The organism is Flavivirga amylovorans (assembly GCF_030540875.1).
Classification (GTDB): domain Bacteria; phylum Bacteroidota; class Bacteroidia; order Flavobacteriales; family Flavobacteriaceae; genus Flavivirga; species Flavivirga amylovorans.
This window is the reverse complement of sequence record NZ_JAUOEM010000008.1, coordinates 117,064-135,383: the sequence shown is the minus strand read 5'-3', so window position 1 is coordinate 135,383 and position 18,320 is coordinate 117,064. Positions and strand designations below refer to the sequence as shown.

Genomic DNA, 18,320 nt, shown 5'->3' with positions numbered 1-18,320 from the left:
AAAAGTTTTCAATTAGTCGAAAACGTAGTGCCATCTTTACCGTCTTTAAGTTGAATACCAACCTCTGCTAGTTCATCACGAATTTTATCAGACAAAGCAAAATCTTTATTTGCTCTAGCTTCTTGTCTTAATTTAATTAATATATCTACGGCTCCAGATAATTTATCCGTTCCAGAATCACTTTTAGTAGCATTTACAAGACCTAAAACATCAAAAACAAAATTATTGATGGTAGTCTTTAATGTATTTAAATCTTCTGTAGATAAAGTTTCAGATCCTTCTTTAATTTGATTTATGTATTTCACAGCTTCAAATAAATGAGCAATTAAAATTGGCGAATTAAAATCATCATTCATCGCATCATAACATTTTTGTTTCCATGCATTAACATCTAAGGAAGATGTTTCAGAAGCTTTTAAATCATCTAAAAGATTAACAGCATCCATCAATCTATAAAATCCTTTTTCACTTGCTAACAACCCATCATCTGTTAAATCTAAAACACTTCGGTAAGATGATTGTGCATTAAAAAAGCGAATTACGCTGGGTGCGTAAGCCTTATTAAAGAATTTGTTATTTCCAGACAATAACTCATCAGGATTCACTGTATTTCCTGTAGTTTTAGACATACGTTGCCCATTAAGCTCTAACATATTGGCATGCATCCAATAGTTAACGGGAGACTTTCCTTTAGCGGCTTCATTTTGAGCAATTTCACATTCGTGATGCGGGAATTTTAAATCCATACCGCCACCATGAATATCAAATTGTTCTCCAAGGTATTTGGTACTCATAGCAGTACATTCTAAATGCCATCCTGGAAAACCATCACTCCAGGGAGAAGGCCAGCGCATAATGTGTTGCGGTTCAGCTTTTTTCCAAAGTGCAAAGTCTTGTGGATTCTTTTTATCACTTTGACCATCTAATTCGCGCGTATTATGAATTAAATCTTCAAGCTTACGCTTGCTTAATTTTCCATAATCATTTGTTTCATTGAATTTGTGAACATCAAAATAAACAGAGCCATTGACTTCATATGCAAATCCGTTATCGATAATATTTGTTATTAATTCGATTTGTTCAATAATATGACCCGTTGCAGTAGGTTCTATACTAGGTGGTAAAAAATTAAGCGTATTAAGAATATTGTGAAAATCAACCGTATAGCGTTGCACAACTTCCATTGGTTCAATTTGTTCTAAACGTGCTTTTTTAGTGATTTTATCTTCCCCAACATCAGCATCATTCTCTAAATGGCCAGCATCCGTAATGTTTCTAACATAACGCACTTTATAACCTAAATGCTTTAGATACCTAAATACCATATCAAAAGACATAAAAGTCCTAACATTGCCTAAGTGTACATTGCTATAAACAGTGGGGCCGCAAACGTACATACCTACATAACCTTCGTTAATAGGTTTGAACGTTTCTTTTTTACCTGTAAGTGAATTGTATAACTTTATTTGTTGATGCTGAAAAAGTTGCATGTTTAATTAAGGTGATTTGGTTATGGTTAAAAAATAAATTAAAACTTTGTATCTAATTTTATATAATCTAAAAATTCTCTACGAGTTGCTTCTTCTTTAAATTTACCCCCAAATTCTGAAGTTACTGTACTGCTTTCTATGTCCCTAATACCTCTTGAGTTTACACATAAATGTTTGGCATCTATAACACAGGCAACATCTTGCGTGTTTAAAACTTCCTGAAGTTCTTTAACCACTTGTATGGTAAGACGTTCCTGTACTTGCGGACGTTTTGCAAAATAATCCACAATACGATTCATTTTAGATAATCCAACCACTGTTCCGTTAGATATGTAAGCAATATGAGCTTTTCCAACTATAGGTAATAAGTGGTGCTCGCAGGTTGAATACACAGTAATGTTTTTTTCAACCAACATTTCACCATATTTATACTTGTTTTCAAATGTGGAAGCGCTTGGTTTTTTCTTTGGATTTAATCCTCCAAAAATTTCCTTAACAAACATTTTAGCAACACGGTTAGGTGTACCGCTTAAGCTATCGTCTGTTAAATCGAGACCTAAGGTTTCCATAATGTGGCGTACATCATCTTTAATAATGTCTATTTTTTCTTCATTAGAAAGTTTAAAGGCATCATTTCGTAATGGTGTGTTAGAAGACGTTCCAATATGATCATCTCCTAAAGATTCAAATTTTTCTATATCGTTTTCAATTTTCATTAGCTAAAAAGTGATGTTTTTAGTCTGCAAATATAAGTAAAACACTTTTGTTATGTTTTGTATTAACAAACAATTATATAAGAGGGTTTGTCTATAATTTGGGGTATAAATTACATTTAAATTAAAAAAGTCTGAACTTTTACAGATCAGACTTTTTAATAATGAATTTTATTTAGGTCTGTTTTTAAATATTGAAACTTAAAGACAGGGTTATATTAGAATTTGTTCGGTCTACAGTAGCAGATGCTGGTGTGTCAAATCTTAAGTTATAAAAACTGTTTACAAATGAACGTTCAGACCGATCGTAAGTGATGTCTAATTTGGTATTACCAAAATTGTAACCGATTCCCAAAGAATACCCAGTTAAGTCACCAACAATAACACCATCTATGTATGGGCTCTCTTCGAAACGGTAACCTCCTCTAAAACTAAGCTGTTTGTGTTTGTATTCTCCACCAAGCCTATAAGTAGCAGCATCTGTTAGGATATTATTCATAACATTATTTTGATCTGCAAAAAAGGCATCTGATGTTGGTCTGAATTTTGTTTGACTATAATCTTTACGAGAATAATCAAAACTGATTAGTCCTAGTTTTCCAAAAACGTATGCTAAGCTTCCTGCTAATTTTGCAGGTGTTTGCAATCTATATTGTGGATGAATATTTATTACATTTGGGTTTATAACTTGTGTTTCTAAGCCACTTCCTTCATCTCTTACAGTCGCCAAATATTGAGTTGTTTCTTCCTCTATGGTATACCAAGTTGGAGAATCGTAGGTAAGACCAACTCTAAACTCGTTTGTTAATTTTAGTATGCCTCCTAATTGAAAAGAGAAACCACTACCTCTAGTCGATATACCATTTTCAAATTCTACGCTGTTAACAATTGATCCTGGGTTTGAATTATCTTCAAATAATAGAGTAGAACGATCGTAGTTAATAAAATGAGAATTTAAATTTAATCCTAAATATAAATTATCCTCATATTGAGTAGCCATATTAAATGTTATTTTACCATTATATCCTGTTGATGTATATATATAATCATGATCAAAGCTTCCAGGAGCTATATTCGAGGTATAATCAGTATTGTTATCAGCGTCGGAATCAGGGCTAAATAAATATCCTTGAAAACCTAAAAATGCTTGTTGAGTGCTAAAGCCTTCTACATTGCCAAGAAATTCATAAGCTAAATCATTATATAGTTGAGGATTGTTATCAAAGTATAATTCTGGGTCATTCTGTGCTTGAGAATTATTTATATTGAAATAATTTACTAATTCTTGTCCACTAGGAGTGAATACGAATTTTTCCAAACCATTGGCAAAATCATAAAAGTAGCTAGCTATGGAATTATTAAAATTAGGATCATTATCAGTATTTACACCACTAGCTCTCCAATTAGAGTCGTAGTCATTCGTTCTTTCGTAAGCAACAGCAATTGTGAATTTCCGCCATGATGAATTAGTATTAGAGGCAAATACAAAAGCAGCGCCACCTTGATTAATATCAAAATTGGAGTCACTAGAATTATTCATCCCATTAAAATATTGGGTCTTGTTTTCAGTATCTTTATTTGATAAGGAAAAAGAAGCATGGCTTCTACTAAAAACAGCAGAGCCAGCTGGGTTTAAACTAACAGCACTCATATCGCCACCTAAAGCACCAAAGGCACCACTCAAAGCTCTAAAACGAGCCGACCCTTGTATTTCATCTTGAGAAAATCTTATAGCATCACTAATATCTTGAGCGTAAACTGTGGACATAGATAGAACACCTATGAATAGTAAATGTAACTTTTTCATATAGTTGTATTTTTTCTTTTAAAAATTTTAACGACGTCTCGCTCCTCCTGAAGATCCAGAACTTCTACTACCTGAACTACGGCTGCTAGATGATGATCTGGACATTGAACCAGAACTGGATCTAGAGCTTCTGCTTGGCGAATAACCACTAGATGAACTTCTACTTCTTGAAGGAGAATAAGACCTTGAATTATTAGATGATCTTCTAGCGCTATTAGAAGGACTATAAACAGTACTTGAATTTCTTCTTACCGTTGAAGATGATGATCTTCTTACCGAATTTGCTGATGGTGTTCTGGAAGCAACAGTTCTTCTTTGAGAGTTACTTGTATATCTACGAGTCCCGTTAGAACTGTAATTTCTTGTGTTGTTTGATCTGGCTATTGTACCAGTACTACTTCTTCTTGATGTATTATATCTTGAAGTTGTTGTATTTCTGTTTTGATTATTAGTATAACTACTACGTCTGGCAGACGAGCTAACGTTACTTGTATTTAATCTTCTTGAGTTATTGGCATAATAACTACCTCTTCTGCTTGAGTTATATGAATAATTTCTTCCTCTATTATATCTGTTATAAGCCCAGTTATTGCCATAAAATCCACCACCGTAAAATCCACCACCATAAAAAGGAGGACACCAAAAAGGATCATAAAAGCCTCCGTTCCAGCCATTCCATCCCCAATTATTCCATCTATTCCAATCCCAGTTGTTCCATCCCCAATTGTTCCAACCCCAACCAAAACCAGCATTCCAGCCCCAGTTGTTATTCCAGCCGTTATCTATATAGTTTATAGTAACATTATTACTATCTTGTCCCCAGCCTGCATAGCCTTGATAATTATTGGCTATGGTATCATTTTCAACATAATTGTTTCCTTCGTAAGAATCGATATCAGTGAAAATAGCATCATTAGAAAAGATGTTTTCTGATTCTAAAGATTTATCTCTAAAATAATTTTTATAATAATTGTTGTTAGTACTATTAGGAACTTGGGCAACCGTTTGATTATTTTGAGAAGGTTTTTCAACAATAACTTGTCTTTGTACATTACCGTAAATACCATCATCATCAACACCAACATATTGATAAGAACCGCATGAGGCTAAAATGAATAGCAAACCAAGAATGGCTACAAATGACACTTTCTCTTTCAGGTAGTTGTTAAATTGCATATCTCTAGAATTTTATTGTTGAACATAACAAAAATAGTTAGTTTTGCTTAACTATTCTTTTATTTAACAGAGTCACAATATTTGTGCCAAAAAATTGATATGAGTAAAAAACTTACTAGTAGAGCAGAAGATTATTCGAAATGGTATAACGAATTGGTTGTAAAAGCTGATCTAGCTGAGAATTCGGCAGTTAGAGGATGTATGGTTATTAAACCCTACGGTTATGCAATTTGGGAAAAAATGCAAGCGGAATTAGATAAAATGTTTAAAGAAACAGGTCATCAAAACGCATATTTTCCATTATTTGTGCCTAAAAGTTTATTTGAAGCAGAAGAAAAAAATGCAGAAGGGTTTGCTAAAGAATGTGCCATTGTAACTCATTACAGATTACAAAATGATCCTGATAAAAAAGGGAAATTACGTGTAGATCCAGAAGCAAAATTAGAAGAAGAGCTCATTGTACGGCCAACTAGTGAGGCTATTATTTGGAATACATATAGAGGTTGGATTCAATCTTATAGAGATTTACCGCTTTTAATAAACCAATGGGCTAATGTAGTACGCTGGGAAATGCGAACACGTCTTTTTTTACGTACTGCTGAGTTTTTATGGCAGGAAGGGCACACAGCACACGAAACAAAAGCAGAAGCCTTAACAGAGGCTAAATTAATGAATAATGTTTATGCAACCTTTGTTGAAAACTTTATGGCTATACCTGTAATACAAGGTGTGAAAACTGAGAGCGAGCGTTTTGCTGGAGCGGAAGAAACATATTGTATTGAAGCACTAATGCAGGATGGAAAAGCATTACAAGCTGGTACGTCTCATTTTCTTGGTCAGAATTTTGCTAAAGCTTTTGATGTTAAGTATGCTAATAAAGAAGGTAAACAAGATTATGTTTGGGCAACTTCATGGGGCGTTTCTACTCGATTAATGGGCGCTTTGATTATGACTCATAGCGATGATAACGGATTGGTTTTACCTCCTAGTTTAGCACCAAATCAAGTTGTTATTGTCCCTATTTATAAAAGTGAAGAAGATTTAAATGCCATTACTGAAGTTGCAAACGGTATTTTGAGCAATTTGAGAGGAAAAAATATATCTGTTAAATTTGATAATAGAACAACGCATAGACCTGGAGCAAAATTTGCACAGCATGAACTGCAAGGAGTTCCTTTACGAATTGCTATCGGACCTAAAGATTTAGAGAATGGTACTGTAGAAATTGCTCGTAGAGATACATTAACCAAACAAACAGTTAATTTAGAAGCCTTAAGTGATACCATAGACAATTTATTAAAAGAAATTCAAGAAACGCTATTTAATAAAGCTTTGGATTTTAGAAATACACACATTACAGAAGTAGATACTTTTGATGAATTTAAAGATGTTTTAGAAACAAAAACAGGATTTATTTCTGCGCATTGGGATGGTACAAATGAGACTGAAGATAAAATTAAAGAAATAACCAAGGCAACTATTCGTTGTATTCCTTTAGATATGAAGGAGGTAGAAGGTGTTTGTGTCTATTCTGGAAACCCTTCTAAGGGTAGAGTATTGTTTGCAAAAGCGTATTAATTTAATTTTTTTTAAAAAAAAATTAGCTAGCTATTGTGACATTTAAAAATAGTTGTATTTTTGCATCCGCAATGGAGACATTGTTTGTTAATTGAAAGACTTGCAAGTTTAAATTTTATGTTTATCTTTGCGCACTCAAAAGGCAAAATGGCCCGTTCGTCTATCGGCTAGGACGCCAGGTTTTCATCCTGGTAAGAGGGGTTCGATTCCCCTACGGGCTACATATTTTAATAATAAGAAAAAACAAATGGCAAATCATAAGTCAGCATTAAAAAGAATTAGAAGTAACGAATCTAAGCGTTTATTAAACAAGTATCAACATAAGACGACTCGTAATGCTATTAAGAAGTTACGTGAGTTAACTGATAAGAAAGAAGCTGAAGCTTTATTTCCTTCAATAGTTTCTATGTTAGATAAATTAGCTAAGAAAAATGTTATTCATGCTAACAAAGCTGCAAACCTTAAATCTGGTTTAGCTAAACATGTTGCTGCACTTTAATTAAGATTTAAAGTTTAAAATATTTGAAGCTTCTCAGAAATGAGAAGCTTTTTTTTATGATTCGATTCCCTAATAAAGTTTTAATGATGAAGAAACATTAAAACTGTTCGATTTAGAGAAACAAAATCTTAGAAAGATAGTCATATTTGATTTCTAAAAATATAAATTTGCAGTTCTAACAAGTTAATTATTCAAAATAACATTAATCCTTTGGAAAATAAAAAAGCAATTGAATTAATCGATAAAATTCTGGGTAATCTAGATAAGACAGGTATCGATACAGAGACACTAATCGACGACATAAAACAATTAAGAGCATATGCTTTAGAGGAGCAAATCCCTTTAGTAGTAAAGGTACTTAGACTTACTTATGAGCATATAGAAAACAACAACACATTTCTTATACCTATCCTAGATGATGAACCTACAGATGAAGAGGAGCATATTGAGGAACATGTAGAGTCTTCTCCAGTAGAAAGTCTTAAGTATTTAATATCTCTTATGAAGAACCTTAATAACAAAATAAATATATCTGATTTAAAAGAATATAGAGATCTTTTAACGAATTATTAATTGATACGTTTCGATATGACATGATAAAAAAAAGCTTTAACAGTTATATGTTAAGGCTTTTTAATGTTGCATTTTGTTAATGGTTATTTCTAATTTTCTTCAATAGTTCTAAAAGTTAGATTTATTCTGGGAGTATGTATTAATTTAGTTGGAGGTAATCTATGTAGCCAATGCGTCTGTGTGGCGCCTTTCATGACTAATACGCTTCCATGCTCTAACTCTAAGCTAATTTTTTCTTTAGTTTCTTTATGTTTAAAAGCAAATTTTCGTTCTGCTCCAAAACTTAAAGAAGCTATAGCGCCATTCTTTTTTAAATCTTTTTCTCCATCACTATGCCAAGCCATGCCTTCATGACCATTGTGATATAGGTTTAACAAGCAAGAATTAAACGTTTCTCCAGTTTTATGCTCAACTTTTGTTTTTAATTCTAATAATTCTTTTGTCCAATGCAATGCTAGTTTGGTGGTTTTAGAGTAGGTATATTCAAAAGGTTTTTCACCATACCAGGCTACTTTTCGTTTGGTAATTATTTTTTTACTATAGATAATGGCTTCGTCATTTCGCCATTCAATAGTATGTAGCAGCGTTTTAAAAAAATAATCTGCTACATCATCTTTTAATAACTTGCCATAATAATTCACAATGCCGTCCTTGGGAAGTAGGTTTTTTGTGGCATCAGTTTCTACATCAAACAATTTCATTTTTCCATTTTTTATAAGCCTCTCTCATGCCATGTCCATAAGGACGAAAATTATTTTTTAATGCTTCTTTTTCAGTAGAAAAAAATACACGGTTTTCATATTTCGTTCTTTTGCCAGATTTGCAATTCAATTTACCATAAATTTTTAAATTATGGTTCCCAGCAAAGAGAATCCTATTTCTTAAAAACGTAAGAGGTTTTTATATGATAATAAAACATGAATTTTGACATGAAAATTGACAAAGTTGTATGGTTTAATTATCGTTCACTTGGGTTTTTAATCGAGTTATCATTTGATGGATTTTTTGTAAAAGGAAAAACAAATTGTCTAATAAACCCTTTGGGAAATTTCACATCTCCAAGTCCTGTACTCTCAGGCCAGGTTTTTCCCATAGGATAATAGGTGCCGAAGATCATATCAATAAAAGGAAAATGAATTGCAAAATTTTTATCGTATGCTTTTGGGTCGGCAGAATGATGCCAATGATGGTATTGAGGCGTTACAAACACATAGCGCAGAAACCCAAAATTTATACGGGTATTAGCATGAGCTAATACAGCTTGAATAGAAACAATGACAATATACGTTGTGAAAACTGATGAACTAAAACCAAATACATATAAGGGTAAAAATGAAACAGCCCGAACAGCTATTAGATCAACAAAATGAGTTCTGGATCCAGCTAGCCAATCAATATCTTTTGTAGAATGGTGTACCGAATGAAAACGCCATAAGTATGGTATTTTATGAAAAAAGTAATGACCAGTCCATTGAAACAAATCTGATACAAATAGTGCTAGGAACAATTGAGGAATAAACCAAATACCTTGCACCCATGTTTGAAAGCCTGTTAACCCTATACCTGAAAATGCAACTACAGCAGGCAATTGTATAAGAACTCCAGTAACTTGAATTAGTAAATGACTAATAATAAAGTAAACTAAATCTGTTCTCCATTCCTGATGAAATTTAGTTTGCTCTAACCTTTTTGGTAAAAACAATTCCATAGGAATAAAAATAAATGCGGAGATTAGTATATCTAGCAAAAGCCAATCCATTCCGATTGTGAAAGATTTAGAGTCTATTTCTTTGTATTCAGGTAATGTGGAAGCCATGAAAATGGCGGCAGCTATTATTAATATAGCAAAAAAGCCTAGCTTCGTTTTTTTACTTAAGATAAAACTAGTTAAAGCAAACCCAAAGGACAATGTTAGGATTATAAAGAATGCCCATTTAATATAGTTTGGTTTATATAATTCACGAAAATCTGCAGTCGTTAAATAATCAGGAAAGTATGCACAGAATGTGGCTCCAAAGCATATTATCGCCAAGAAAATGGAGATATAACCACTAATTTTTCCTTCTCCAATTTTTAGTCTTTTATTTTCAGTCATGATCGTAGGTTAGTTAGTCTTATTCAATTTGTCTAAAACCATTTTTAATTTGATTTGAGGCTAAGGGTTTTGAGTAAAGACATTTTATATTTGTAGAAGCTAACATACTAAAAAAAGAAAAGAACTATAAAGCAATCTAGAAGATTTTCTTAAAAAGTATTGAACTTATTTAGACTTTTTGGATTTAAGCGAAAATTAGAAGTTTTTGCCTATGTTGAAGACTTTTTTGAGTTGCATAGCAGAGCTACGGAAGGAAAAAAAGACAAAAACAGAGCTGAAAACAGCCATTTTTTAGCAAATTGAAAAAGTCTAAATGAGTTCATTATCAATAAACATACATTGGGAGGTATTGCTCTCACTTTTTTAATAGTTTAATAGAAAATTTCTGTAAATGAAATACTTATTCTATTAGGAGAAGTATTAAATCTAAATAAAAAGCCTTAACAGTTATATTAAGGCTTTTCAATGTTAGTTTATTTATTAGCGAGTTTATCCATTCATAGATATTAAAAACTCTTCGTTGTTTCTTGTTTGTTTGAAACGATCGTTAATGAATTCCATGGCTTCAACAGGGTTCATGTCTGCAAGATACTTACGCATTACCCACATGCGTTGAATGGTGTTTGCATCCAGTAATATATCATCACGACGCGTACTAGATGAAGTAAGATCGATAGCAGGGAAAATTCTACGATTAGAAATTTTTCTATCTAATTGTAATTCCATGTTACCAGTTCCTTTAAATTCTTCAAAGATGACTTCGTCCATTTTAGAACCAGTTTCAGTTAATGCAGTAGCAATAATGGTTAACGAACCACCATTTTCTATATTTCTGGCAGCACCAAAGAAACGTTTTGGTTTGTGAAGTGCATTTGCATCTACACCACCACTTAGTATTTTTCCAGATGCTGGTTGTACGGTATTGTATGCTCTTGCTAAACGTGTAATAGAATCTAAAAGGATGACAACATCATGACCACATTCAACTAATCTTTTAGCTTTTTCTAGTACGATGTTTGCAATCTTTACGTGTTCATGAGCTTCTTTATCGAACGTTGAAGCAATAACTTCACCACGTACATTACGTTGCATATCTGTTACCTCTTCTGGACGCTCATCAATTAGTAAAATCATTTGATATACTTCAGGATGGTTTGCTGCTATAGCATTTGCAACATCCTTTAATAACATTGTTTTACCAGTTTTTGGTTGTGATACTATCATACCACGTTGTCCTTTTCCTATCGGAGAGAACAAGTCCATTATTCTAGTAGAAATAGTACTTTGCTTTTCAGCCAAATTGAATTTTTCTTGTGGAAATAATGGGGTTAAATGCTCAAAAGAGACTCTATCTCTAACGACATTAGGATTTTGACCATTAATTTTACTTACTTTAATTAATGGGAAATATTTTTCACCCTCTTTTGGAGGTCTTACATGACCAAGAACGGTATCTCCAGTTTTTAAACCGAATAATCTAATTTGTGATTGCGAAACATAAATATCATCTGGTGATGATAGGTAATTATAATCAGAAGAGCGTAAGAACCCATATCCATCTTGCATAATATCTAAAACACCTTCACTTTCTATAATAGCATCAAATTCAAAATCTGGTTCTCTGTAACGGTTTCTACCATCTTTATTACCAGAGTCAACATTACCATTCTTTTGGTTTCTATGTTGGTTTTTTTGTTGATTATTATCACGCCTCTGGTGAGGTTTTTGCTGATTATCGTTTTGATTTTTTTGTTTAGGCTTGTTGTCCTGTTTTTGCTCTTCCTTATTCTGTTTATTGACAGGATGAGAGGGAGGAGTGTTAGCTTTTTCAATAGCTTCAACAGCTTTAGGGGTAGGGATTTCCTCTTTTTTGTCAACCGGAGCGTTTTCTACATTCTTAACAGGTGCACTTTTAGTAGGCTTTTGAACACGCTGTCTAGGTTTTCTTGCTGGTTTGGGCTTACTTTCTGTTTTGTTTTCTGTTGTTTCGGTTGGTGCAACTACAGCTTTAACTGCCTTTGGATCGGCAGCTTGTTGATCTAGTATTTGGTAAACTAGATCTAATTTTTTTAAAGAACGATATTTGGGGACGCTCAATTTTTTTGCAATCTCTTGTAAATCAGAGAGTTTTTTTTCTTTTAATTGTGAAATTTCAAACATTTATGCTTAATTGAATATGATATGTGATATTTTTTTTGAATATAAACTTTGAGTAATTCTGAAAAATGATTTCTTATTCTGAAGAATTTAACCACTTGTAATAGCGGTTGTTGAGAATTATTACTGCAATGATACAACTTTATTTTAAGATTTAAGGGTATTTTTATAAAAGAAACCATTATTTTTGCCTTCTAGTTTTTTAAAACAATATGTTACAGCGCATTCAAACCATCTATCTTTTAATAGCAGCAGGAGTTTCTGCTGGTTTAATTTTTGTATTTCATTTATGGATTACAAATGATGGTATTAGTGTGTTTGCTAAAGATGAATTCCTTTATTTTGGATTATTTTTAGGTTCTGCTATCTTATCTTTAATAGCTATTTTTATGTATAAAAATAGGAAGTCTCAGTTTGTTTTGGGACGACTTAACATCATATTAAACTTTATTTTACTAGGATTTTTTGTATATCAATCTCTAAACATATCTGGAGAGACGGCGGTTTCTGAGAAAGGTATTGGGATGTTTCTTCCTGTTGTTTCTATCGTGTTTTTGGCATTAGCCAATAAGGCCATCAAAAAGGATGAAGATCTTGTAAAATCTGTAGATCGATTACGATAAACCTAACATCTTAGTAGTATTAGTGCGTTAAAACCCAAAGTGAAAGCTTTGGGTTTTTTAATAAGCTTCCCTTAATCCCTCCAAAGGAGGGAAACACTCAACTCTATATATAAATATGTAAAATGTAAGTGAAACATTATATGTCGGAACAGTGAGGTAGTCCTTCCTTTTGGGAAGGATGTAGGAAGGGCTTTAACGTTTATTAAATTCAATGACTTCTAGGCTATCAATTTTACTACCATCAATAGTAAACCGTAGCATGGTACGTGTTTTGTGAAATCCATGTTTACCAACAGCGCCAGGATTCATGTGTAACAAATGTAGCTTCTTGTCTGGCATCACTTTTAAAATATGCGAATGCCCACAAATAAAAAGTTTAGGAGGGTTTTGTTTTATCTCATCTCTAACTCTCATATTATAAGCATTTGGATATCCCCCAATATGTGTTATCCAAACATCAACATCTTCACACATAAAACGATTATTTTCTGGGAATTCCACCCTCACTTTATTATCATCAATATTACCAAAAACAGCACGTAGGGGTTTTAGCTTTTTAATAGCATCAGTTACTTTTAAATCTCCAATATCGCCTGCATGCCATACTTCATCGACTTGTTTTACATATTTTAAAATATCGTTGTCAATGTAACTGTGTGTATCAGAAAGTAATAATATTTTTATCATATTAGTTTTAGAAATCTTTTAATATATAATTAAGGTTCCCGTCTTCTCAGGAATAACAAAACTATCTATCTTTGCATAACATAAATTATTTAACAAAAGTATTAAATCAGATTGAGGTATTTCATAGAACTTTCTTATAATGGTGCTGCTTATCATGGCTGGCAAAATCAACCCAGAGATATATCAGTACAAGAAGTTATTGAAAAAGCATTATCTATGCTTTTAAAAGAACCGATCTCAATTATGGGAGCTGGTCGTACAGATACTGGTGTAAATGCTTCTCAAATGTTTGCTCATTTTGATACACATATCGTTTTTAATGAAATAAATTTAATTTTTAAATTGAATTCATATTTACCAAAAGATATTGCAATCCGTAATATTTTTAAAGTAAAAGAAGATGCTCATGCACGTTTTAATGCAAAAAGTAGAACCTATTTATATAGGATAGCACTAAAAAAGGATGTGTTTTCGTTTGATAATAGTTTTTATGTAAAGCAAGAATTGAATGTTGAAAAAATGAATGAAGCTTCAGAACTTTTATTTCAGTATAAAGATTTTCAATGCTTTTCGAAAAGCAATACCGATGTAAAAACGTATTATTGTGATATTATGAAAGCGACGTGGATTATAGAAAATAATGAACTTCATTTTGTGATAAAAGCAGATAGATTTTTACGTAATATGGTGCGTGCCATTGTGGGTACGATGATTAATATTGGTCTTGGGAAAATTAATGTTGAAGATTTACATACCATTATAAAGTCTAAAAATAGAAGTGAAGCCGGTTTTTCTGTTCCTGCGCATGGATTGTATTTAACAGAAGTAGAATATCCTAATGATATAAAGATACATGAGTAAAAAACAAGAGAAAATATTTGACGTTACCTTGTTTAAACGTCTTTTTCAATATATAAAGCCTTATAAATTTGTGTTTTTAGGGTTGGTGCTTTTGGTAATCCTATTAGCTGTTTTTAGTGCAGCTACACCTCGTGTCACTCAATATGCTATAGATGATAGTATCACGGGAAAGAACGATAAAGATTTTCTCTTTTATATTGTAATCATGTTTGCCATTTTAATTTTGCAAACTGTATTTCAGTTAGCCTTTATTTATTTTGCTGCTTGGTTAGGGCAAAGTTTAGTGGTGGATGTACGTATCAAATTATTTGATCACTTGCTACGTTTTAAAATGAAGTATTATGATAACTCTTCAGTAGGAGTCCTTATTACAAGGGCTGTAACAGATATGGAACGTATTGCTGATATTTTTGGACAAGGACTATTCATGATTTTTAGGGATTTGCTTACTATGGCTGCCGTTTTCGGAATTATGATTTACACGAATTGGCGACTAAGCCTAATCGTATTTATTATGTTGCCTTTATTATTATATGCAACACGTATTTTTCAAAAGTATATGAAGAAGGCTTTTGAAGAGGTAAGAACAGAAGTCTCCAATTTAAATTCTTTTGTTCAAGAGCGTTTAACAGGAATGAAGATTCTACAATTGTTTACTCGCGAAATTATTGAGTATAAGAATTTTAAAAAAATAAACGAGAGACACAAAAAGGGTTGGCTTAAAACGGTTTGGTATAACTCCATTTTCTTTCCTTTAGCAGATTTGTCCTCATCGGTAACTATTGGTTTGATAGCTTGGTATGGTGGATTAAATGTTGTGCTCGAAGGTAAAGTTACAGAAGGGGTTTTGGTGGCATTTATTATGTATATTCCTATGTTATTTAGACCATTACGCCAAATAGCTGATAAGTTTAATACATTACAAATGGGAATGGTAGCGGCTACCAGAGTGTTTAAGGTTATAGACACTACTTCTCAAATTGATGATACTGGTACGCATGTAGCTGAAGGATTTAAAGGTCATATAAAATTTGATAACGTATTTTTTAGCTATGTGGAAGATGAAACGGTTTTAAAAGGAGTTTCTTTTGATGTGAATGCAGGTGATACTGTCGCCATTGTTGGTGCTACTGGAGCGGGAAAATCCACCATTATTAATTTATTAAATCGTTTTTACGAAATTAACGATGGCGTTATTTATGTAGATGATATTGATATCAAACAAGTTACTTTAGAATCTTTACGTACTCAAATAGCTGTGGTATTGCAAGATGTATTTTTATTTGCGGACACTATTTTAAACAATATAACATTAAACCATCCAGAAATAACAGAAGTACAAGTACACGAAGCTGCAAAGAATATCGGAATTCATGATTTTATAATGAGCTTACCAAATGGGTATCATTATAATGTAAAAGAAAGAGGTGTTATGCTATCCTCTGGTCAACGACAACTCATTTCATTTTTAAGAGCTTATGTAACGAATCCAAGTATTTTGGTATTGGACGAGGCGACATCTTCAGTCGATTCTTACTCAGAACAACTCATTCAGAATGCCACAGATAAGATTACTAAAGACAGGACCTCAATTGTTATTGCGCACCGATTAGCAACTGTTAAAAAGGCAGATAAAATTATAGTCATGGATGCGGGTAATATTGTAGAGCAAGGGTCTCACGATGAGTTGCTTAAAAAAGATGGGGGCTATTATAAAAATTTATACGAAGTACAATTTTTACAGGAAGAAGTTATTTAGTTTGTTGTGCTTGTTTAGCAGCTTCTATGGCTACTTTTTTAGCTTCTATAATGGCATCCATAGTCCCGTTATAGTACATCACTATGCTTACTAAAGCAATAAGTATTATAAACAAGCCGCCAATAATTAATAAAAACAAAATGGTTCTTAATAAGATTTTCTTAAGGTTTAAATTAAAAAGACGTTTAAAGCAGTAAGCAGAGAATACTATTTGTATAGGTGCTACTAAAATCCCTACCATAGCAAAGTTAAAGCCTAAAAAAAAGGTTATTATAATAATTATAGAACTAACAATTGATAAATGAGCTGCTAAATACATATTAGCAACTAAATGTTCTGTATAATTATATTTTTTAAAATCCAAAAACACAATTTTAGAAATTAAAGCATATATAGGAACTATAAGGATGTATATAATTGAATTGTATTCTTGAACAAAATTCATATTCTCTTTCTGAAAATTTTCAGCGCCTTCTTGAGAAAGAAAATCGACATCCAATAATTCAGGAAAAAACTTGTTTATAAAAAATATTTGGAAACCAGATAGTGTAAGTGCTATGACAAAGTAGTTAACAGCATTAACATATTTTTTTCGGGTGCCTTCAATATAGGTTCCAATAACCGCATGTGGCTGCGTAAAAAGCGTTATAAAAGTTTGAAGAAATTTGTTGTCGTAGTCAAAATATGTTTCACTAAAATGCTCAAGCAAATTTTTAATAGTAAGTCTATTCCTTATTACTTTGGCACCACAAGAATCACAAAAGTTGACTTCAGAACTCAGGTTTTTATTGCAGTTTTTACATGGCATTAAGATAAATCTTCTTTGATCATTGCATTAAGTTGTTTTGTGTCCTTATAAACTACAAACTCGCCGTCTTTAAAATAAGAAATATGTCCTGTTTCCTCACTTACTGCAAGGGCTAAGGCATCTGTTTTTTCAGTAACTCCAATGGCAGCTCTATGACGTAGACCAAAACGTTGTGGAATATTTTTTTCATTATTTAGGGGTAAAATAACGCGTGTTGCTTTTACAATATTATTATTAACTATAATTGCGCCATCATGTAACGGGCTATTTTTAAAAAAGATACTTTCAATAATAGGTTGAGTCACTTTTATATTCATTTCATCTCCCGAAGATGATAAAAAATCCAGATTATTATTTCTCTCAAAAACGATTAAAGCTCCAGTTTTGGACATAGCCATTTTATTGCAAGCAGAAATGATAGCGTCTATATCGGTTTCGTCACTGGTTTCAGTCTTTAAAAATTTAAGTTGTTTTAAAAATTTGCGTCGCCTATTAAAGTTGGTAGAACCTACCATTAATAAGAATTTACGAATCTCTGGTTGGAATACAACTATTAAAGCAATAATTCCCACTTTCATAAAACCACCAAAAATACCGGTTAGTAGTTGCATATCAAGGAACTCAGTAAGTTTCCAAACCAAATAAATAATAATGATACCTATAAAAATATTAATGGCAACAGTACCTTTTACAAGTTTGTAAACATAATAAAGTAAAAGGGCTACTAAAACGACATCAACATAATCGATGAGTCGTAAGTCTAAAATGTCTTTAAAAATATCCAATAGCAACGGGTTTTTGTAAATTTAAGAAAATATGGTTAATTAGAAATACCTTCATGATTTGATATTTTGATATGCTCATTTTCTATTTCAGCTAAAATAGATTTAACAGAAATATAGTCTTGAAAAGTTAAATCTTCATCAAGCTCTAGAAGGATTTGGTATTCTTTTGAATTAGAATCCAATGAATCCACAATGATATTTAACAATGATGTTATGTCGGTATTGAATAGTCTATTATCTTTAGTGATAATGTTTAGATCGTTTATATCATGAACCAACAACTGAGTCATATTAATATTTGAATCAATTTCATGACCATTATCATTAAAATGATAAACCACATCAGTAAACTCAATAAACCCTAAATTCTTTTTACTAGTATCGTTACATGTAAAGTAGTTTTTAACGCCTTTCTTTTTATGGCTTGAACTCTTTTTTTTGTCTTGAAGAAATTTTATGTGAGGAATCACCTGTTTAAGAGTAAGACGTTTATCAACATTAACCAGCCAATTTGTCGTACTAATTAGATTTTTTCTGTTCAATTCAACACTATCTTTTTGAGTAATGTCATAAAACAAATATGCGGGAGAGACATCATGTATTTCTGTAATATTGGCATGATCGATTTCTGGTAAAAGAACCACTTTTTCATTTCCACAGGAAAGCATCAAACTAATAATAAATATGAGAGTAATTCTTTTCATAATTT

19 protein-coding genes and 1 tRNA gene are annotated in these 18,320 nt (G+C 32.2%); 8 read left to right on the top strand and 12 right to left on the bottom strand.

What is annotated here, in order from left to right:
- Positions 1-8 precede the first annotated feature (8 nt).
- The 4 genes from cysS to Q4Q39_RS19060 form a co-directional block, all read right to left on the bottom strand.
- Positions 9-1,490, bottom strand: coding sequence for a cysteine--tRNA ligase (cysS, locus tag Q4Q39_RS19075; RefSeq protein ID WP_303284171.1), 1,482 nt, complete (start codon positions 1,488-1,490; stop codon positions 9-11).
- 38 nt (positions 1,491-1,528) lie between these two features.
- Positions 1,529-2,206 carry a GTP cyclohydrolase I FolE gene (gene folE / locus Q4Q39_RS19070; protein WP_303284170.1) on the bottom strand — a complete coding sequence of 226 codons (678 nt, stop codon included), beginning with the start codon at positions 2,204-2,206 and terminating at the stop codon, positions 1,529-1,531.
- 184 nt (positions 2,207-2,390) lie between these two features.
- Positions 2,391-4,010, bottom strand: coding sequence for an OmpP1/FadL family transporter (locus Q4Q39_RS19065; RefSeq protein WP_303284169.1), 1,620 nt, complete (start codon positions 4,008-4,010; stop codon positions 2,391-2,393).
- Between the two features lie 27 nt (positions 4,011-4,037).
- On the bottom strand, positions 4,038-5,186 hold the full coding sequence (locus Q4Q39_RS19060; RefSeq protein ID WP_303284168.1) for a hypothetical protein: 1,149 nt from the start codon (positions 5,184-5,186) through the stop codon (positions 4,038-4,040).
- A 99-nt stretch (positions 5,187-5,285) separates the two neighbouring features.
- On the opposite strand from Q4Q39_RS19060, the gene proS reads away from it, so the two are divergent.
- The 4 genes from proS to Q4Q39_RS19040 all read left to right on the top strand — a co-directional run bounded on the left by proS (position 5,286) and on the right by Q4Q39_RS19040 (position 7,836).
- A complete protein-coding gene (proS, locus tag Q4Q39_RS19055; RefSeq protein ID WP_303284167.1) occupies positions 5,286-6,764 on the top strand; it encodes a proline--tRNA ligase in 1,479 nt (492 codons plus the stop codon).
- Between the two features lie 149 nt (positions 6,765-6,913).
- Positions 6,914-6,985 (top strand) — tRNA-Glu (locus Q4Q39_RS19050).
- A gap of 26 nt (positions 6,986-7,011) precedes the next feature.
- Complete coding sequence (gene rpsT, locus Q4Q39_RS19045) at positions 7,012-7,263, top strand: 30S ribosomal protein S20 (RefSeq protein ID WP_135874926.1); 252 nt, start codon at positions 7,012-7,014, stop codon at positions 7,261-7,263.
- 210 nt (positions 7,264-7,473) lie between these two features.
- Positions 7,474-7,836: a hypothetical protein gene (locus Q4Q39_RS19040; protein WP_303284166.1), complete on the top strand. Its 363-nt coding sequence runs from the start codon at positions 7,474-7,476 to the stop codon at positions 7,834-7,836.
- An 89-nt stretch (positions 7,837-7,925) separates the two neighbouring features.
- On the opposite strand, the gene Q4Q39_RS19035 is transcribed toward Q4Q39_RS19040, so the two are convergent.
- From Q4Q39_RS19035 to Q4Q39_RS19025, 3 genes are all read right to left on the bottom strand, one after another.
- Positions 7,926-8,537, bottom strand: coding sequence for an alpha-ketoglutarate-dependent dioxygenase AlkB family protein (locus tag Q4Q39_RS19035; RefSeq protein WP_303284165.1), 612 nt, complete (start codon positions 8,535-8,537; stop codon positions 7,926-7,928).
- A complete protein-coding gene (locus Q4Q39_RS19030) occupies positions 8,524-8,709 on the bottom strand; it encodes an Ada metal-binding domain-containing protein (RefSeq protein ID WP_303284187.1) in 186 nt (61 codons plus the stop codon). Before Q4Q39_RS19030 ends, Q4Q39_RS19035 begins: the two co-directional genes overlap by 14 nt.
- Positions 8,710-8,794: 85 nt before the next feature.
- Positions 8,795-9,931 (bottom strand): sterol desaturase family protein, encoded by a 1,137-nt coding sequence (locus tag Q4Q39_RS19025; protein ID WP_303284163.1) that lies wholly within the window; start codon positions 9,929-9,931, stop codon positions 8,795-8,797.
- Positions 9,932-10,090: 159 nt separating this feature from the next.
- Between Q4Q39_RS19025 and Q4Q39_RS19020 the strand changes: the two genes are divergently transcribed.
- On the top strand, positions 10,091-10,234 hold the full coding sequence (locus Q4Q39_RS19020) for a hypothetical protein (RefSeq protein WP_303284162.1): 144 nt from the start codon (positions 10,091-10,093) through the stop codon (positions 10,232-10,234).
- Between the two features lie 186 nt (positions 10,235-10,420).
- On the opposite strand, the gene rho is transcribed toward Q4Q39_RS19020, so the two are convergent.
- Entirely contained in the window at positions 10,421-12,091 is a 1,671-nt protein-coding gene (rho, locus tag Q4Q39_RS19015) for a transcription termination factor Rho (RefSeq protein ID WP_303284161.1), read from the bottom strand.
- A 209-nt stretch (positions 12,092-12,300) separates the two neighbouring features.
- On the opposite strand from rho, the gene Q4Q39_RS19010 reads away from it, so the two are divergent.
- A complete protein-coding gene (locus Q4Q39_RS19010; RefSeq protein ID WP_303284160.1) occupies positions 12,301-12,711 on the top strand; it encodes a DUF4293 domain-containing protein in 411 nt (136 codons plus the stop codon).
- 192 nt (positions 12,712-12,903) lie between these two features.
- On the opposite strand, the gene Q4Q39_RS19005 is transcribed toward Q4Q39_RS19010, so the two are convergent.
- Positions 12,904-13,398, bottom strand: coding sequence for a metallophosphoesterase family protein (locus Q4Q39_RS19005; RefSeq protein ID WP_303284159.1), 495 nt, complete (start codon positions 13,396-13,398; stop codon positions 12,904-12,906).
- A gap of 111 nt (positions 13,399-13,509) precedes the next feature.
- Between Q4Q39_RS19005 and truA the strand changes: the two genes are divergently transcribed.
- Positions 13,510-14,259 carry a tRNA pseudouridine(38-40) synthase TruA gene (gene truA, locus Q4Q39_RS19000; RefSeq protein ID WP_303284158.1) on the top strand — a complete coding sequence of 250 codons (750 nt, stop codon included), beginning with the start codon at positions 13,510-13,512 and terminating at the stop codon, positions 14,257-14,259.
- Entirely contained in the window at positions 14,252-16,018 is a 1,767-nt protein-coding gene (locus Q4Q39_RS18995; protein WP_303284157.1) for an ABC transporter ATP-binding protein, read from the top strand. Before truA ends, Q4Q39_RS18995 begins: the two co-directional genes overlap by 8 nt.
- On the opposite strand, the gene Q4Q39_RS18990 is transcribed toward Q4Q39_RS18995, so the two are convergent.
- Genes Q4Q39_RS18990 through Q4Q39_RS18980 form a run of 3 tightly spaced genes read right to left on the bottom strand, consistent with a single transcriptional unit; the run spans position 16,011 to position 18,315 of the window.
- Positions 16,011-16,826, bottom strand: coding sequence for a DUF3667 domain-containing protein (locus Q4Q39_RS18990; RefSeq protein ID WP_303284156.1), 816 nt, complete (start codon positions 16,824-16,826; stop codon positions 16,011-16,013). The two genes, Q4Q39_RS18995 and Q4Q39_RS18990, sit on opposite strands and share 8 nt — an antisense overlap.
- On the bottom strand, positions 16,826-17,611 hold the full coding sequence (locus Q4Q39_RS18985; protein ID WP_303284155.1) for a diadenylate cyclase: 786 nt from the start codon (positions 17,609-17,611) through the stop codon (positions 16,826-16,828). Before Q4Q39_RS18985 ends, Q4Q39_RS18990 begins: the two co-directional genes overlap by 1 nt.
- Positions 17,612-17,646: 35 nt before the next feature.
- Positions 17,647-18,315, bottom strand: a complete 669-nt coding sequence (locus Q4Q39_RS18980) for a hypothetical protein (protein WP_303284154.1) — start codon at positions 18,313-18,315, stop codon at positions 17,647-17,649.
- Between the last annotated feature and the right edge of the window lie 5 nt (positions 18,316-18,320).

What these genes read in the sequence shown, in the direction of transcription:
- cysS (WP_303284171.1), bottom strand. Translation starts at nt 1,490, where the DNA reads ATGCAACTTTTTCAGCATCAACAAATAAAGTTATACAATTCACTTACA.
- folE (WP_303284170.1), bottom strand. Translation starts at nt 2,206, where the DNA reads ATGAAAATTGAAAACGATATAGAAAAATTTGAATCTTTAGGAGATGAT.
- Q4Q39_RS19065 (WP_303284169.1), bottom strand. Translation starts at nt 4,010, where the DNA reads ATGAAAAAGTTACATTTACTATTCATAGGTGTTCTATCTATGTCCACA.
- Q4Q39_RS19060 (WP_303284168.1), bottom strand. Translation starts at nt 5,186, where the DNA reads ATGCAATTTAACAACTACCTGAAAGAGAAAGTGTCATTTGTAGCCATT.
- proS (WP_303284167.1), top strand. Translation starts at nt 5,286, where the DNA reads ATGAGTAAAAAACTTACTAGTAGAGCAGAAGATTATTCGAAATGGTAT.
- rpsT (WP_135874926.1), top strand. Translation starts at nt 7,012, where the DNA reads ATGGCAAATCATAAGTCAGCATTAAAAAGAATTAGAAGTAACGAATCT.
- Q4Q39_RS19035 (WP_303284165.1), bottom strand. Translation starts at nt 8,537, where the DNA reads ATGAAATTGTTTGATGTAGAAACTGATGCCACAAAAAACCTACTTCCC.
- Q4Q39_RS19025 (WP_303284163.1), bottom strand. Translation starts at nt 9,931, where the DNA reads ATGACTGAAAATAAAAGACTAAAAATTGGAGAAGGAAAAATTAGTGGT.
- rho (WP_303284161.1), bottom strand. Translation starts at nt 12,091, where the DNA reads ATGTTTGAAATTTCACAATTAAAAGAAAAAAAACTCTCTGATTTACAA.
- Q4Q39_RS19010 (WP_303284160.1), top strand. Translation starts at nt 12,301, where the DNA reads ATGTTACAGCGCATTCAAACCATCTATCTTTTAATAGCAGCAGGAGTT.
- Q4Q39_RS19005 (WP_303284159.1), bottom strand. Translation starts at nt 13,398, where the DNA reads ATGATAAAAATATTATTACTTTCTGATACACACAGTTACATTGACAAC.
- Q4Q39_RS18995 (WP_303284157.1), top strand. Translation starts at nt 14,252, where the DNA reads ATGAGTAAAAAACAAGAGAAAATATTTGACGTTACCTTGTTTAAACGT.
- Q4Q39_RS18990 (WP_303284156.1), bottom strand. Translation starts at nt 16,826, where the DNA reads ATGCCATGTAAAAACTGCAATAAAAACCTGAGTTCTGAAGTCAACTTT.
- Q4Q39_RS18980 (WP_303284154.1), bottom strand. Translation starts at nt 18,315, where the DNA reads ATGAAAAGAATTACTCTCATATTTATTATTAGTTTGATGCTTTCCTGT.